General features: G+C 70.6%; 12 protein-coding genes. 10 read left to right on the top strand and 2 right to left on the bottom strand.

Annotated features, from left to right (window positions below; all coding sequences use genetic code 11):
* Window positions 1-8: 8 nt before the first annotated feature.
* The 10 genes from secA to arfA (AOM03_RS08425) all read left to right on the top strand — a co-directional run bounded on the left by secA (window position 9) and on the right by arfA (AOM03_RS08425) (window position 14,633).
* Window positions 9-2,882, top strand: coding sequence for a preprotein translocase subunit SecA (secA, locus tag AOM03_RS08470; protein WP_062380327.1), 2,874 nt, complete (start codon window positions 9-11; stop codon window positions 2,880-2,882).
* Between the two features lie 229 nt (window positions 2,883-3,111).
* Window positions 3,112-3,936, top strand: coding sequence for an HpcH/HpaI aldolase family protein (locus tag AOM03_RS08465; RefSeq protein ID WP_082092273.1), 825 nt, complete (start codon window positions 3,112-3,114; stop codon window positions 3,934-3,936).
* A 25-nt stretch (window positions 3,937-3,961) separates the two neighbouring features.
* Window positions 3,962-4,759, top strand: a complete 798-nt coding sequence (locus AOM03_RS08460; RefSeq protein ID WP_062380323.1) for an IclR family transcriptional regulator — start codon at window positions 3,962-3,964, stop codon at window positions 4,757-4,759.
* A 72-nt stretch (window positions 4,760-4,831) separates the two neighbouring features.
* A complete protein-coding gene (locus AOM03_RS08455; protein WP_062380321.1) occupies window positions 4,832-6,547 on the top strand; it encodes a dihydroxy-acid dehydratase in 1,716 nt (571 codons plus the stop codon).
* A gap of 242 nt (window positions 6,548-6,789) precedes the next feature.
* Complete coding sequence (locus AOM03_RS08450; RefSeq protein ID WP_082092272.1) at window positions 6,790-7,749, top strand: carbohydrate ABC transporter permease; 960 nt, start codon at window positions 6,790-6,792, stop codon at window positions 7,747-7,749.
* Between the two features lie 10 nt (window positions 7,750-7,759).
* Window positions 7,760-8,692 (top strand): carbohydrate ABC transporter permease, encoded by a 933-nt coding sequence (locus tag AOM03_RS08445; protein WP_062380319.1) that lies wholly within the window; start codon window positions 7,760-7,762, stop codon window positions 8,690-8,692.
* 110 nt (window positions 8,693-8,802) lie between these two features.
* Window positions 8,803-10,194 (top strand): ABC transporter substrate-binding protein, encoded by a 1,392-nt coding sequence (locus AOM03_RS08440; RefSeq protein ID WP_062380317.1) that lies wholly within the window; start codon window positions 8,803-8,805, stop codon window positions 10,192-10,194.
* Between the two features lie 84 nt (window positions 10,195-10,278).
* The gene (locus tag AOM03_RS08435; RefSeq protein ID WP_227589938.1) at window positions 10,279-11,586 is read left to right on the top strand and encodes a glycoside hydrolase family 27 protein; all 1,308 of its coding nucleotides are present in this window, start codon (window positions 10,279-10,281) and stop codon (window positions 11,584-11,586) included.
* Between the two features lie 25 nt (window positions 11,587-11,611).
* Complete coding sequence (gene arfA / locus AOM03_RS08430) at window positions 11,612-13,120, top strand: arabinosylfuranosidase ArfA (protein WP_062380314.1); 1,509 nt, start codon at window positions 11,612-11,614, stop codon at window positions 13,118-13,120.
* Window positions 13,121-13,133: 13 nt separating this feature from the next.
* The gene (arfA, locus tag AOM03_RS08425; RefSeq protein ID WP_062380312.1) at window positions 13,134-14,633 is read left to right on the top strand and encodes an arabinosylfuranosidase ArfA; all 1,500 of its coding nucleotides are present in this window, start codon (window positions 13,134-13,136) and stop codon (window positions 14,631-14,633) included.
* Between the two features lie 46 nt (window positions 14,634-14,679).
* Here the strand turns inward: arfA (AOM03_RS08425) and AOM03_RS08420 are convergent, their stop codons facing one another.
* Both AOM03_RS08420 and AOM03_RS08415 read right to left on the bottom strand, forming a co-directional pair.
* Window positions 14,680-15,099: an Rv3235 family protein gene (locus AOM03_RS08420; RefSeq protein ID WP_062380310.1), complete on the bottom strand. Its 420-nt coding sequence runs from the start codon at window positions 15,097-15,099 to the stop codon at window positions 14,680-14,682.
* The gene (locus AOM03_RS08415; protein ID WP_062380308.1) at window positions 15,096-15,809 is read right to left on the bottom strand and encodes a LysM peptidoglycan-binding domain-containing protein; all 714 of its coding nucleotides are present in this window, start codon (window positions 15,807-15,809) and stop codon (window positions 15,096-15,098) included. Before AOM03_RS08415 ends, AOM03_RS08420 begins: the two co-directional genes overlap by 4 nt.
* Window positions 15,810-15,921: the final 112 nt, after the last annotated feature.

Raw genomic sequence — 15,921 nt, 5'->3', positions numbered from 1 at the left:
CGCCTACGATGGTCGGGGTATTCCAGGCACTCGAGGAGCACGCTGTGGCATTGATCGATCGCATCATCCGAATGGGCGAGGGGCGCGAACTCCGCCGGCTCCAGAAGGTGGTGACGCTCACCAATGCCCTCGAGGAGTCCTACCAGGAGTTCACCGACGAGGAGATCCGCGAGCTCACCACCGAGTTCAAGGAGCGCCGCGCCAACGGCGAGAGCCTCGAGTCGCTCATGCCGGAGGCGTTCGCCGCGGTGCGCGAGGCGTCCCGCCGCACGCTGGGCATGCGCCACTTCGACGTGCAGATCATGGGTGGCGGCGCCCTCCACCACGGCAACATCGCGGAGATGAAGACCGGTGAGGGCAAGACCCTCGTCGCGACCCTGCCCGCGTACCTCAACGCCCTCGACGGCAAGGGCGTGCACGTCGTCACCGTCAACGACTACCTCGCGAGCTACCAGTCCGACCTCATGGGCCGCGTGTTCCGCTTCCTGGGCATGACCACCGGCTGCATCCTCTCCGGCCAGTCGCCCGAGATCCGCCGCCAGATGTACGCCGCGGACGTCACGTACGGCACCAACAACGAGTTCGGGTTCGACCACCTGCGCGACAACATGGCGCTCCAGCCCGCGCAGCTCGTCCACCGCGGCTACCACTTCGCGATCGTCGACGAGGTCGACTCGATCCTCATCGACGAGGCGCGCACGCCGCTCATCATCTCCGGGCCCGCCTCCGGCGACAACAACCGCTGGTACGCCGAGTTCGCGCGCCTGGTCGGAACCATGGAGAAGGACGTCGACTACGAGGTCGAGGAGAAGAAGCGCGCCGTGGGCGTGCTCGAGCCCGGCATCGACAAGGTCGAGCAGGCGCTGGGCATCACGAACCTGTACGACCCCGCGAACACCCCGCTGATCGGCTTCCTCAACAACGCGATCAAGGCCAAGGAGTTGTTCCACCGCGACCGCGAGTACGTGGTCCAGGGCGGCGAGGTCGACATCGTCGACGAGCACACCGGCCGCCTGCTCAAGGGCCGGCGCTACTCCGAGGGCCTGCACCAGGCGATCGAGGCCAAGGAGGGGGTGGCGATCAAGGCGGAGAACCAGACCTACGCCTCGATCACCCTGCAGAACTACTTCCGCCTCTACGGCAAGCTCGCCGGCATGACCGGCACGGCCCAGACCGAGGCCGCGGAGCTCCACTCGACGTACGGCATGGGCGTCATCCCCATCCCGACCAACAAGCCGATGATCCGCCAGGACAAGCAGGACCTGCTGTACAAGTCCGAGCAGGCCAAGTTCAACGCCGTCATCGACGACATCCTCGAGCGCAACGCCAAGGGCCAGCCGGTGCTCGTGGGCACGGTCTCCGTCGAGAAGTCGGAGCGCCTGTCCAAGGAACTGCGCAAGCGCGGCATCCGCCACGAGGTGCTCAACGCCAAGCAGCACGAGCGCGAGGCCGCCGTGGTCGCCGAGGCGGGCCGCAAGGGCGCCGTCACCGTCGCGACCAACATGGCCGGCCGCGGTACGGACATCATGCTGGGCGGCAACCCCGAGGTGCGCGCCGTCGCGAAGATGCACGAGCGGGGCCTGGACCCCAACGAGCAGCCGGAGGAGTACGAGGCGGCCTGGAAGGACGTCTTCGCCACGGAGCAGGAGGCGACCGCGGCCGAGCGCGAGGAGGTGCTCGAGGCCGGCGGCCTCTACGTGCTGGGCACCGAGCGCCACGAGTCGCGCCGCATCGACAACCAGCTGCGCGGCCGTTCCGGCCGTCAGGGCGACGTGGGCGAGAGCCGCTTCTACCTCTCGCTCGAGGACGACCTGATGCGGATGTTCCAGCAGGGCCTCGCCTCGTCCGTCATGAACTCGGCGGCGCTGCCCGACGACATGCCCATCGAGTCGAAGGTGCTCACGCGCGGCGTGCGCAGCGCCCAGGCGCAGATCGAGGGCCGCAACCACGAGATCCGCAAGAACATCCTCAAGTACGACGACGTGCTCAACTCGCAGCGTCACATCATCTTCGGCGAGCGCCGGCGCGTGCTCGACGGGGAGGACATGCGCGAGCAGATGGTCGGCTTCGTCGAGGACGTGGTGAGCGGCTACGTGAAGTCCTCCACCCTCGTCGGCTCGCCCGACGACTGGGACCTCGAGGCCCTGTGGAAGGACCTCCACACCGTCTACCCCGTGAGCCTCACCCGCGAGGAGCTCATCGAGGAGGCCGGCGACCTGTCGGGCCTGTCGACCGCGTTCCTCGAGCGCGAGCTGGTCGCCGACGCGAAGGTGCAGTACGAGGCCGTCGAGGAGCGCCTGGGCGCGGACGTCATGCGCCAGGTCGAGCGCCAGGTGCTGCTCCAGGTGCTCGACTTCAAGTGGCGCGAGCACCTCTACGAGATGGACTATCTCAAGGAGGGCATCGGCCTGCGCGCGATGGGTCAGCGCGACCCGCTCATCGAGTACCAGCGCGAGGGTCACCAGCTCTTCGCCGCGATGACCGATGCGATCAAGGAGCAGTCGGTCTCCATCCTGTTCCGGGTGGAGAAGCGCGAGCAGCAGCCCGCGGGCGCGGCACAGGCGGGCGCACCCGCCGGCCAGCCGGGCGCCCCGGCCGCTCCCGCGGCGCAGGGCGCGGGCGGCGCGCAGCGCATCCCCGTGGGCCGCGGCACCGGCACCGCCGGCGGCCCCGTCCGTGCGGCGATGGGCGCGCTGACCTACTCGGGCCCGTCGCAGGACGGTTCCGGCACCGCACAGGTGAGCAAGCAGGACGACGCGCCCAAGCCCTGGGACGACGGCCGCACCTTCCCCGGGTCGGGCAAGAACTCGCCGTGCCCGTGCGGATCCGGCCGCAAGTACAAGATGTGCCACGGCAAGAACGAGGAGGGCGCCGAGCTCTAGCCTCGGGCGTCCCGACGGGCCCGGCTCCCCACCAGGGGAGCCGGGCCCGTTCCGCTCGTGTGGGAGGATTTCCGGAAGCGCTCGGCCGTTTGTGGGCGGTTTGGGTGGTTGTGAGCCACCTCACGCCCAAAACACTGCCATTTCGCGGAATGCCTTTCCATTTCTGTTGTAGCCTGTTCTCAGTAGCCGATGCGTCGACGAGGACGCATCCTGGGGAACAGGAGAGCTGATGGAAGCCTCGATGACAGTGGCGGGCGCCCACGCGGAGGCCCTCCGCGCCGGGGGCGTGACCGCCGCGCCCACCTTCGGAGTGTGGAGCGGGCTGGCCGATCCCGCGGTGGCGGAGCTGCTCGCGTCGAGCGCGCTGGGCTTCGTGTGCGTGGACCTGCAGCACGGACTCGCGACCTTCTCGGAGCTGCCCGCGATCGTGCAGGCGATGCGCGCGGCGGGCCGGGCGCCGGTGGTGCGGGTCCCGTGGAACGACGCGGTGTCGATCATGCGTGCGCTGGACACCGGCGCCGCCGCCGTGATCGTCCCGATGGTCAACGCAGTCGCCGAGGCCGAGGCCGCGGCCGCGGCCTTCCGCTTCCCGCCCGAGGGCGGCCGGAGCTGGGGGCCCATGTGGGGGCCCATTCGCAACGAGCCGGTGCCGCCCGTCGAGCAGCAGAACCGTGAGGCGCTCTGCCTGGTCATGATCGAGACCGCGGACGGCGTGGCGAACGCCCAGGAGATCCTCGACCTGGACGGCGTCGACGGCGTGTTCATCGGCCCGAACGACCTGGCGCTCGACTGCGGCTACGGCCGCGCCACCTACCGCGACTCCGACGAGGTGGCCGAGCTCATCCAGGGGCTCGTGGACCTCGCCACCGCCCGCGGCAAGGTGGCCGGCCTCTACTGCTCCGACGTCGAGATGGCCCGCGACTGGGCGGGCCGCGGCGCGACCATGCTCAGCGCGTGCCACGATGCGGCCGTGCTGCGCGGCGCGCTCGACGCCGTAGCCGCGGAGCTGAGCGACACGCCGCGAGGCGTGAGCGCGCCGGTGCGCGCGTACTGACCCAACACCACGCAAGGGGACTGACATGACGGACACGATTGACGTGACGACGGGCGAGGCGGACGCGGGCGAGAAGAGGCTCGTCGGCTCCGACCGGGTGCTTGCGGTGCTGATCGCGCTCGCGGGGCGGCCCGAGGGCGCCACGCTCGACGAGCTCTCGGCCGCCGTGGCGAGCCCCAAGTCCACGGTGCATCGGGCGCTGGCCTCACTGGTGCGGGCCCGACTCGCCGCCAAGGAGTCCGCCGGCCACTACATCCTGGGCGACGAGTTCCTGCGTCTCGCGTTCGCGAATCACGACGCGCGGCCCGAGCAGGCCCGCGTGCAGCCCGCGCTACGCGCCCTCGCCGACACGTTCGGCGAGACCGCGCATTACGGCGTGCTCGACGGCGTCGAGGTGGTCTACCGCGCCAAGGTCGAGCCCTCCGCCGGCGCCGTGCGGCTCACCTCCACCATCGGCGGGCGCAACCCGGCGCATTGCACCGCGATCGGCAAGCTGCTGCTGTCGCAGCGGCTGGAGGACGATGCGGCCGCGCAGCGCTTCGCCCGCGAGCACCAGCTCGCGGCGCGCACGCCCCATTCGATCGTCGACCCCTACGCCTTCGCCGACGAGCTCTCCCTCACCCGCGAGCGCGGCTACGCGCTCGAGGAGGAGGAGAGCGAGATCGGGATCAACTGCATCGCGGTGCCCGCGCCGCTGCCCCCGGAGCTGGGCGTCGAGGGCGCCGTCTCCATCGCGGCACTCAAGTACCGCACCCCCGTCTCCATCCTCGAGCGTGAGGTGGACCGCATCCGGACCATCCTCGCCGACGAGGTCCGGCGCTAGCGCCGCACCTCCCCATCAGTCACCGCCGCGAGCCACCGCCGTCCGCGACGCCGAGCAGAACAGGACCGACCCATGACCACTCTCCGCTCCTCCGCCTGGTACGCGGGCGACGACCGCGGCTCCTACCTCCACCGTGCGTGGATGCGCCGCGGCGTCCCTGGCTCCGCCTTCGAGGGCCGCCCGCAGATCGCGATCGCCAACACCGCATCGGACCTCACCCCGTGCAACGCCCACCTCAACACGGTCTCCCAGTCCGTGAAGAACGGCGTCTACGAGGCCGGCGGGATCCCGCTCGACCTGCCGGTCGTGTCCCTGGGCGAGACCCAGGTGCGCCCCACCGCGATGCTGTGGCGCAACATGGCCGCGATGGCGGCGGAGGAGATGTTCCGCGCCAACCCCATCGACGGGGCGGTGCTGCTGGGCGGGTGCGACAAGACCATCCCCGCGCTGCTCATGGCCGCCGCGAGCGTCGACATGCCCGCGCTGGTGATCCCCGGCGGGCCGATGCTCACGGGAACGTTCCGCGGCAAGGCGCTCGGGTGCGGCACGGATGTGTGGAAGCTGTCGGAGGACGTGCGCGCCGGCACCCTGACGCAGGAGGAGTTCCGGAAGTCGGAGAGCTCCATGATCCGCAGCGCGGGCCACTGCAACACGATGGGCACCGCGTCGACCATGGCGCTGGTCGCCGAGGCGCTCGGCATGACCGTGCCGGGCACCGCGGGCACCCCCGCGCCGGACTCCCGCCTGCTCGAGGAGTCCCACCACGCCGGCGCGCTCGCGGTCACGATGGTGGCGGCCGCGCGCCGTCCCAGCGAGGTGCTCACGCCCGCCGCGTTCCACAACGCGATCGTCGCGCTCGCGGCCATCGGCGGGTCCACCAACGCCGTGGTCCACCTCCTGGCACTCGCAGGCCGCGTGGGCGTCGAGCTCACTCTCGACGACTTCGACCGCATCGGCTCCAGCGTCCCCCTTCTGGTGGACCTGCAGCCGGCGGGCCGGTTCCTCATGGACGACCTGTTCCGCGCGGGCGGGCTGCTCGCGGTGCTCAAGGAGGTCCGGGACCTGCTCGACCCGACCGCGATCACGGTCACCGGTCGCACGCTCGTCTCCTACCTCGACGACGCGGACACCTGGGACCGGGAGGTCATCCGCGCCCGCGAGGAGCCGCTGATCGCCGAGGCCGGCATCGCGGTCCTCTCGGGCAACCTCGCCCCCCAGGGCGCGGTGATCAAGCCCGCGGCCGCGTCGCCCCACCTGCTGCAGCACCGCGGACGCGCGGTCGTCTTCGACAGCATCGAGGACTTCCACGCGCGCGTCGACGATCCGGACCTCGACGTCGACGCGGACTCCGTCATGGTGCTGCGCGGGTGCGGCCCCAAGGGGTACCCGGGCATGCCGGAGGTGGCGAACATGCCGCTGCCCAAGAAGCTCCTGGCCGCCGGCGTGCGCGACGTGGTGCGCGTGTGCGACGGGCGCATGAGCGGCACCGCGTTCGGCACGGTGGTCCTCCACGTGGCGCCCGAGGCGGCCGCGGACGGACCCCTGTCGCTCGTGCGCGACGGCGACTGGATCGAGCTCGACGTCCCGGGCCGCAGCGTCACGCTCGACGTCCCGGCGGAGGAGCTCGCCGCGCGCGCGCCCAGCGAGGCCGCAGCGGCGGCGTACGCGGACCCGAGCCGCGGCTGGGAGAAGCTCTACGTCGACCACGTCCAGCAGGCGGATCAGGGCGTCGACATGGACTTCCTGGTGGGCTCGAGCGGCGACGGCGTCGGGCGCGACTCTCACTAGATTCCACCTAGTGGAATAGGTGGTTCAACGCAGGGGACCGAAGTCCCGGGACTGCGTGCCATATGTACAGCAGGCGGGGCGTTCTACGCCCAAATGACCGTTCTGGGGCCTTTCGAGTTTGACTCGGCCGGACCGTCTGCGGAGAATAGATACCAATAGTTGGCAGTAATTGCCGCTAAATGAAATACGCGACAAGGAGGTCGTGAGGATGACTCGCACGATGACCCCTGCTGGGGGACGCGATGACTGACACCATGGAGGCGCCGGCGCGGCGTGCCGCAGTCGAGGACGAGGGGGCGTCGCCCCGCCGATTCCGGCTCCCGCACCTGTCCCACCGGCGCGGCGACCTGATCGCGGCGCTGTTCTTCGTGGCCCCCGCCACGCTGGGACTCGCGGTGTTCCTGGTGTGGCCCACGCTGCGCGGCATCTACTTCAGCTTCACCGACTACAACGTCTTCACGCCGGCGCAGTGGGTGGGCCTGGACAACTACGTCCGCATGGTCCAGGACCCGGAGTTCTGGCACTCCATGTGGGTCACCGTGCAGTACGTGCTGGTGAACATCGGCGTCCAGACGGTGCTCGCGGTGCTGCTCGCGGTCCTCATGCACCGCCTCACCCGCTCGGTGTTCGTCCGCTCGGTCATGCTGACGCCCTTCCTGGTGTCGAACGTGGTCGTCGGCCTCGTGTGGCTGTGGATCCTCGACTACCAGCTGGGCATCGGCAACAAGTTCCTCGAGTGGATCGGCATCGGCCGCGTGTTCTTCTGGGGCGACGACAAGCTGGTCATCCCGACCCTGGCCCTCATCACGGTCTGGAAGTTCCTGGGCTACACCGCGCTGCTCATCTTCGCGGGTCTCCAGACCATCCCGGAGCAGCTGTACGAGGCCGGCCGCCTCGACGGCGCGAGCGAGGGGCGCATGTTCCGCTCGATCACCCTGCCGCTGCTGCGGCCGTACCTCGCGATGGTGGTGATCCTGTCGATCATCGGGTCCTTCCAGGTGTTCGACCTCGTGTCCGTCACCACGGGCGGAGGCCCCGTCAACGCCTCTCAGGTGATCCAGATGGAGATCTACAAGGCGGCGTTCGGGCGCTTCGAGTTCGGCTACGCGTCCGCGATGTCGGTGGCGCTCATGCTCGTGCTGCTCGTCATCACCTTCCTCCAGTACCGACTGAGCCGTGCAGGCTCGAGCGACCTCGCCTAGGAGCATCGACATGGCAACCCTCACCACCCCCGCGCCCGAGGCGCAGGTCAAGGACGTGCGTCGCCGTCGCCGGCCGTCCCTGGGCAAGATCGCCGGCTGGGCGGTCCTGATCTCCCTCATCGTGGTCACGATCTTCCCGTTCTACTGGATGCTGCGCACCGCGCTGTCGACCAATGCGGCGCTGTTCACCGACACCAGCTCGCTGGGGCCCGTGGGCTTCAGCTGGGAGGGCTTCCGGCGCGCGCTCGGCCTCGCCACCGTCGAGGAGTCCCTCGCGGATGGCGGCTCGGGAGCCTCCCTCAACCTGGTGCAGAACCTGATCAACTCCGTGATCGTCGCCACGACGGTCACCGTGGTCCAGACCCTGGCCTCGGCGATGGCGGCCTACGCCTTCACCCGGCTCCAGTGGCGCGGCCGGGACACGCTGTTCAAGATCTTCATCGTGGGCCTCATGGTCCCGCTGATCTTCACGCTGATCCCCAACTTCGTGCTGATGCGCGAGCTGGGCCTGATCGACACCCTCGCGGGCATCGCGCTGCCCACCCTGTTCATCTCGCCGTTCGCGGTGTTCTTCCTCCGCCAGTTCTTCATGGGCATCTCCGTGGAGATCGAGGAGGCCGCGCAGATCGACGGCGCGGGCCGCCTGCGGCGCATGTTCCAGGTGATCCTGCCTCAGGCCGCGCCGGCCCTCATCACGCTGGCGATCATCACCTACATCGCCGCGTGGAACGACTACCTGTGGCCGCTCATGGTGAGCAACTCGGAGAGCTCCCGCGTGCTCACCGTGGCGCTTGGAGTGTTCCGGTCGCAGGCCACCGACGGAACGATGGACTGGGCGGGCCTCATGGCCGCGACCCTCATCGCGGCGCTGCCCATGCTGCTGCTGTTCCTGGTCTTCGCCAAGCGCATCGTCAACAACATCGGGTTCAACGGCATCAAGTGATGCGGCGCCGCGGCGCCCGATTCTCCCGGCCGGCCTCGCTGAGGACGCCGGCCATCCCCCCACCAGGCCCTGTCGACGCTGACAGGGCCGAACCGAAAGGAAACACCCCCATGAAGATCAAGCGGATCATCGGCGCGGCCTCGGCCGTCGTCGGCCTCACGCTCGTCGCGGCCTGCGCCGGCGGCAGCGCGGACGACGGCGGAAGCGCCGCCGGCGCGGCCGGCAGCACCTCCGAGGCGGGCACCGCGGGTTACGGCGACATCAACTACTGGATGTGGGTCGCCGAGCAGGTCCCCGGCTACCAGGCCTGCGCCGACGTGTTCGAGGAGCAGAACCCCGGCACCACCGTCAAGATCGAGCAGTACAACTGGGACGACTACTGGACCAAGCTCACGGCCTCGCTGGTCGCGGGCAACCCGCCGGACGCCTTCATCGACCACCTCAACAAGTACGGCCAGTTCCTCGAGGGCGGCCAGATCGCGCCCCTCGACGAGTACATCGCGGCGGACTCGTTCGACATGTCGGTCTTCATCGACGGCCTGGCCGACCCGTGGGTCGCGCAGGACGGCCTCCAGTACGGCATCCCGAAGGACTGGGACACCATCGGCCTGTTCTACGACCTCGACAAGGTCGAGGCCGGCGGCTACACGGCCGAGGACCTCGAGAACCTCGACTGGAACCCGCAGGACGGCGGCAGCTTCGAGACGTTCCTCGCCCGCATGACCATCGACAAGAACGGCGTCCGCGGCGACGAGGAGGGCTTCGACGCCTCGAACGTCGAGGTCTACGGCCTCAGCCGCGGCGGCGGCGGCGGTCGCGACGCCGGCCAGTCGACCTGGGCGAACTTCGCCGGTTCCACCGGCTGGACCCACATGGACGAGAACCCGTGGGGCACCGAGTACAACTACGACGACCCGACGTTCCAGGAGACCATCGACTGGTACTTCGGCCTGGTCGACAAGGGCTACATGCCCGCGTACGGAGTGGTCGCGTCCGGCACCAACCAGATCGGCGCCGGCATCTCGACGGCGGGCCTCGTGGGCTCGTGGTCGGCCAACGGCATGTTCTCGCTGCGTGACGAGGGCGTCAACATCGGCCTGACCCACTCGCCGGTGGGCCCGTCGGGCCAGGCCGCCTCGATGTTCAACGGCGTCGCGGACTCGATCCCCGCGGGCGCCTCGAACCCCGAGGGCGCCTGGGCGTGGATCTCCTTCATGGGCACCGCCGAGTGCCAGGACATCTTCGCCGAGAAGGGCACCGCGTTCCCGGCCATCGAGACCTCGATGGACCTGAAGCTCGAGCTCATGCAGGAGTCCGGCCGCGACGTGTCCGGCTACATGCACTACCTGACCGACGGCATCACCTTCCTGCCGCCCATCTCCGAGAACTCCGCCGCGATCGGCGACCAGCTCGAGATGGCGATGGAGGCCATCTACAACCGACAGGCCGACGCCTCGTCGCTGACCGCGGTCAACGACAAGATCAACGCCCTGTTCGACTGACCCGGTAGGGGCGGGGGCGCCGAGCGCGCCCCCGCCCCGTCCCGCGCAGCCACCCGCATCACCCCAGGAGAGGACACCATCACCATGACTCAGAACGCGCAGCCCACCCTGGCCCTGACCCCCCCGATGGGCTGGAACAGCTGGGATTGCTTTGGCACCACCGTGACGGAGGAGGAGGTGCTGGCCAATGCTCGGGTGATGGCGGAGCGTCTGCTGCCGGCGGGGTGGGACACGGTGGTGGTCGACATCGCCTGGTACGACCCGACGGCCCGTTCGCATGGCTACAACGAGGGTGCGCCGCTCGTGCTCGACGCGTACGGCCGCCAGCTGCCGGCGGTCAACCGCTTCCCCTCCGCGGTCGAGGGTGCGGGCTTCGCGCCGTTGGCCGATGCGGTCCACGCGCTGGGGTTGAAGTTCGGCATCCACGTGATGCGGGGCATCCCCAAGCTCGCGGTGGAGCAGGACCTTCCCGTGTTCGGCACGGAGTACACGGCGAAGGACGTCGCGGACCTGGACCACGTGTGCGAGTGGAACCCGGACAACTACGGCCTCAACCACGACCACCCGGGCGCGCAGGCCTGGTACGACGCGCAGGTGGCGCAGTTCGCCGCGTGGGGGGTGGACTTCCTCAAGGTCGACGACATGCAGGCCCCGTACTACGAGCGGGAAATCTCCGCCTACGCCGACGCGATCGCGAAGACGGGCCGGGAGATGGTGCTGTCGCTGTCGCCGGGCACGCTGCTGTCGACCGCGCACCTCGACCACCTGCGCGCCAACGCGCAGATGTGGCGCATCAGCGATGACCTGTGGGACCGGTGGGAGGACGTCCACGCGCAGTTCGCGCGCCTGGCCCGGTGGGCGCCGTTCCAGCAGCCCGGCGGGTGGGCCGATGCGGACATGCTGCCCCTGGGCCGCATCGGCATCCGTGCCGAGCGCGGCGAGCCGCGCGACTCGCGCCTGAGCGCGGACGAGCAGTGCACGCTGCTGACCCTGTGGGCCATGGGCCGGTCCCCGTTCATGCTCGGTGGCGACCTGCCCACCACCAACGAGGACACCATGACCCGCCTGTCCAACCCCCACCTGGCGGAGGTCCTGGGCCACACCGAGGCCAACCGGGAACTGCTGCGTGAGCCCATGGCCGGCGGCGAGCTCATCGTGTGGTCGGCCCGCTCGACCCGCGCGCCCGGCCGCACCTACGCCGCGATCTTCTGGACCGGCGAGGAAGCACACGAGGCCAGCGTGCGCCTGGCATCCATCCTGGGAACTGGCCACGACACCGCCACCGTCACCGACCTGTGGCCCACCCAGGCCCCCGCCATCACCGGCGACCAGGTCCTCACCGCCACCATCCCCGCCCACGGCGTCGCCTGGGTCGCCCTCGACCAGGCCTGATCCGGCCGTCTTCGCAAGGAATCTCATGCTTCACGCCTCTGTCACCGTCGACCCGGCATTCGTGGTCGGCCCCGTCCGCCGCCGTACGTTCGGCTCGTTCGTCGAGCACCTGGGCCGGTGCGTCTACACCGGTATCCACGACCCCGCCGCCGACTGCGCGGACGAGGACGGCTTCCGCACCGACGTCATCGACCACACCCGCGCCCTGGGCATCTCCACGGTCCGCTACCCGGGCGGCAACTTCGTCTCCGGCTACCGGTGGGAGGACGGCATCGGCCCCGTCGACGACCGTCCCCGCCGCCTGGACCTGGCCTGGCACTCCACCGAGCCCAACACCATCGGCGTCGACGAGTTCATGAAGTGGACCGTGAAGTCCGGCACCGAGGCCATGATGGCCATCAACCTGGGCACCCGCGGCATCGAGTCCGCCCTCGACCTCCTCGAGTACTGCAACGTGCCCGGCGGCACCTACTGGTCCGACCTGCGCCGCGCCAACGGCGCCGAAGACCCGTACCGGATCAAGATGTGGTGCCTGGGCAACGAGATGGACGGCCCCTGGCAGGTCGGCGCCTCCACCGCCGAGGAATACGGCCGGCTGGCGGCGAGGACGGCGGCGGCGATGCGTCGCCTGGATCCGGAGATCGAGCTGGTGGCGTGCGGGTCGTCCGCGTCGCACATGCCCACGTTCGGCGAGTGGGAGCGCACCGTCCTGACCCACACCTACGAGCACGTGGACTACATCTCCGCCCACGCCTACTACTACGAGACCGACGGCGACCTCGACTCGTTCCTGGCCTCCGCGGTCGACATGGACCACTTCATCGACTCCGTCGCCGCAGCCGCGGACCAGGTCCGCGCCGCCAAGAAGACCGACAAGCGCATCCACATCAGCTTCGACGAATGGAACGTCTGGTACCAGCGCCGCGCCGAATCCCGCCCCCCGAGCGGCGACGACTGGCCCGTCGCCCCCGTCCTGCTCGAGGACCACTACAACGTCGCCGACGCGGTCGTCGTGGGCAACCTCCTCATCTCCCTGCTGCGCCACACCGACCGCGTCCACGCCGCCTCCCTCGCCCAGCTGGTCAACGTCATCGCGCCGATCATGACCGAGCCTGGCGGCCGCTCCTGGCGCCAGACCACCTTCCACCCCTTCGCCCAGGCCTCCACCCTCGCCAAGGGCGACGTCCTCAACGTTGCGATCGACGGCCCGGACTACGAGACCAAGAAGTTCGGCAACGTCCCCGTCCTCGACGCCGTCGCCACCCACGACCCCGACACCGGCGAGGTCGTCATCTTCGCCGTCAACCGCTCCACCACCGAGCAGCTCACCCTCGACGTCAACCTCGCCGCCTTCCCCGGCCTGCGCCTCCTCGACGCCACCACCCTGTCCAACCCCGACCACACCTGGACCGCCACCGCCGACGACGACAGCACCGTCACTCCCGTGCCGAACACCACGGCCACCGTCGACGCCGGCAGGTTCGCCGCGGAGCTTCCCCCCGTGTCCTGGAACGTCATCAGGCTCGGCAAGTAACCGAGGAGGAGACATGACCACCATCACCCTGCACCCTGACTTCCGGGTGGGTCCCGTCGACCGCCGCGTGTTCGGCTCGTTCGTCGAGCACCTGGGCCGCTGCGTCTACACGGGCATCTACGAGCCCGGGCACCCCACCGCGGATGAGCACGGCTTCCGCCGCGACGTCGCGGACCTCACCAAGGAGCTCGGCGCGACGGTGCTGCGCTACCCGGGCGGCAACTTCGTCTCCAACTACGTGTGGGAGGACGGAGTGGGCCCCGTCGAGGACCGCAAGCCGTTCCTCGACCTCGCGTGGCGCACCGTGGAGCCCAACCTGGTGGGCACCGACGAGTTCCTGCAGTACTGCGAGCGGGAGGGGATCGAGCCGATGATGGCCGTGAACCTGGGCACCCGGGGCGTGGCCGAGGCGGTCGCGCTGCTCGAGTACTGCAACGGCGAGGCCGGCACCAAGTGGGCGGACATGCGCATCGCCAACGGCCGCGAGAAGCCCTACGGCGTGAAGCTGTGGTGCCTGGGCAACGAGATGGACGGCCCGTGGCAGATCGGCCACAAGGACGCGCACGAGTACGGCAAGCTCGCCGCCGAGGCGGGCAAGGCCATGCGCCTGACCGACCCGAGCATCGAGCTGGTGGCCTGCGGGTCGAGCTCGATGACGATGGACACCTTCGGCGAGTGGGAGCGCACCGTGCTCTCGTACACGTACGACATCGTCGATCACATCTCGATGCACGCGTACTACGAGGAGCTGGACGGCGACCGCGCCTCGTTCCTGGGCTCCGGTACGGCCATGTCGCGCTTCATCGAGCGGGTGGCCGCGTCCGCCGATGCGATCGGGGCCGAGCGCCGCTCCGACAAGCGCATCACCATCAGCTTCGACGAGTGGAACGTCTGGTACCTCAAGTCCCGCTTCGTGGGGGAGAAGAACCTGCCGATCCAGCGGGACGCGCCGCGCATCATCGAGGACGTCTACTCGGCGCTCGACGCCGTGGTGGTGGGCGACCTCATCAACACGCTGCTCTCCCACGCGGACCGCGTCGCGATCGGCTGCCTCGCGCAGCTGGTCAACGTCATCGCCCCGATCATGACCGAGCCGGGCGGCGAGTCCTGGAAGCAGACCACCTTCCACCCCTTCGCCACCGCGGCGCGCCTGGCCCGGGGCGAGTCGCTCCAGGTGAAGGTCGCCACGGACGCGATCGCGACCGCCGCGCACGGCGACGTGCCCGCGGTCACGGCGGCCGCGACGGTGGACCCGGAGACCGGCGCGCTCGCGCTGTTCGTCACCAACCGCACGGGCGAGGAGCAGACCGTCACGCTCCGCACCCCGGGCGCCGCCGCGACCATCGCGGGCGGCGCCGCGGTCCTCGCGGACACCATCGGCCCCCGCGAGGGCAAGCAGGCCGCCGAGGCCTACGGCATGGTCGACGCCCTCCCCGTCGAGCACGCCGACGGCGCGGTCACGCTGCGCCTGGCCCCGGAGTCGTGGACCGCGTTCCGCGGCACCCTGCGCTGACCGGCGACGCGGCGGGCCAGGGTGGGGGACCACCCGGGCCCGCCGTTCAGCCGATCTCGAGCACCGTCACGATCCACCGGCCCGACCAGTCCTCGAGGCGCATCGCGATCGCGTGGGCGTGACCGCCCACCTGCGCCACCACGCTCACCTCGGCCGCGTCGCGCGAGACCCGGCACGTCCGGGCCCGCAGCACCCGGGGCGCCGAGCCGGCCCGCCCGGCCCTTCGCGCGAGCGAGTGCTGGCGCGCGAGGAGCTCTCGAACATCGGGAGTGAGCCACCGCTGGATGCCGTCGAGCCCGGCCCCGCCGTCCACGATCGTCATGGCCGCCATCGCGACGGTGCACGCGAGGGGCGAGGGGTCGCCGAGCGCGCCGCGGGACCGGCCGTAGACGTCCGGGTGGGCGCCGCTGCGCGGCACCGCGACGGGGGCCTCGGGTCCGGGCGCGCCCAGCGGCTCGGCGCTCATCGTCCGGCCTCGTCCGGGTCCGTGGCGTCCGCCGTGGCTCCGGCCAGGTGGCCCGGAAGCGACAGCACGTCGCCCGGATGGATGAGGTGGGGATCCTCGCCCACGGCCTCCCGATTGGCCTCGTAGAGCGCGGGCCACGCCGCGGCGACGCGCGCGTCCGTCGCGGACGTGCCCAGGAGCTCCTCCGTAATGCGCCAGAGCGAGTCTCCCGGCGCGACCACGTACGAGCCGCCCGCCGTGGAGGTGGCGGTCGTGGGGTCCGCGGGGTTCCCGTCGGTGGTGTCCGTTTCCACGGGGGACGATGCGACGGCCGGCTCGGTCTCCAGCCATCCGGCCGAGGGCGGGGCCTCCGACGCTTGGGCGCCGGTGCCGAGCGCCGCGGCCGCGATCGAGGCGGCGACCGCCCTCGCCGCCGCGCCGGCCCACCGGGGCGCCGGACGCCCGCGGCGCGCCGCCGCGACCGCCGCCGCCACCCCGAGGCAGAACCGCGCGGCCCACGCGGCCGCGAGCGCCGGGGCCGCGACGGCCAGCGCGTCCGCCGGCTCCCAGGCGTGCGCGTCGAACCCGAGCGAGGCCCGCCACGCCAGCCACCCGGCACCCACGCCCAGCAGCGGCACGGCCGCGGCCGTCGCCCACCCGAACGCCCGTCCGCGCGCCTGCGCGCGAGCCGCCGCTCCCACGGCCGAGACCTCGGATCTCGGATCCCTCATCGCCGCCCCCTTTGATGCTGTTTGATGCACTTTGATATCTCTAGGTGTACATCGGCGATGTGCGCTCGTCTACCCCCTGGCTCGGCCCTGTGGACGGCGGTAGCGTGGCGGT

It is taken from the genome of Demequina pelophila, assembly GCF_000971175.1.
GTDB lineage: Bacteria > Actinomycetota > Actinomycetes > Actinomycetales > Demequinaceae > Demequina > Demequina pelophila.
The sequence above is the reverse complement of the archived record's forward strand: the minus strand, read 5'-3'. Positions and strand labels throughout refer to the sequence as shown.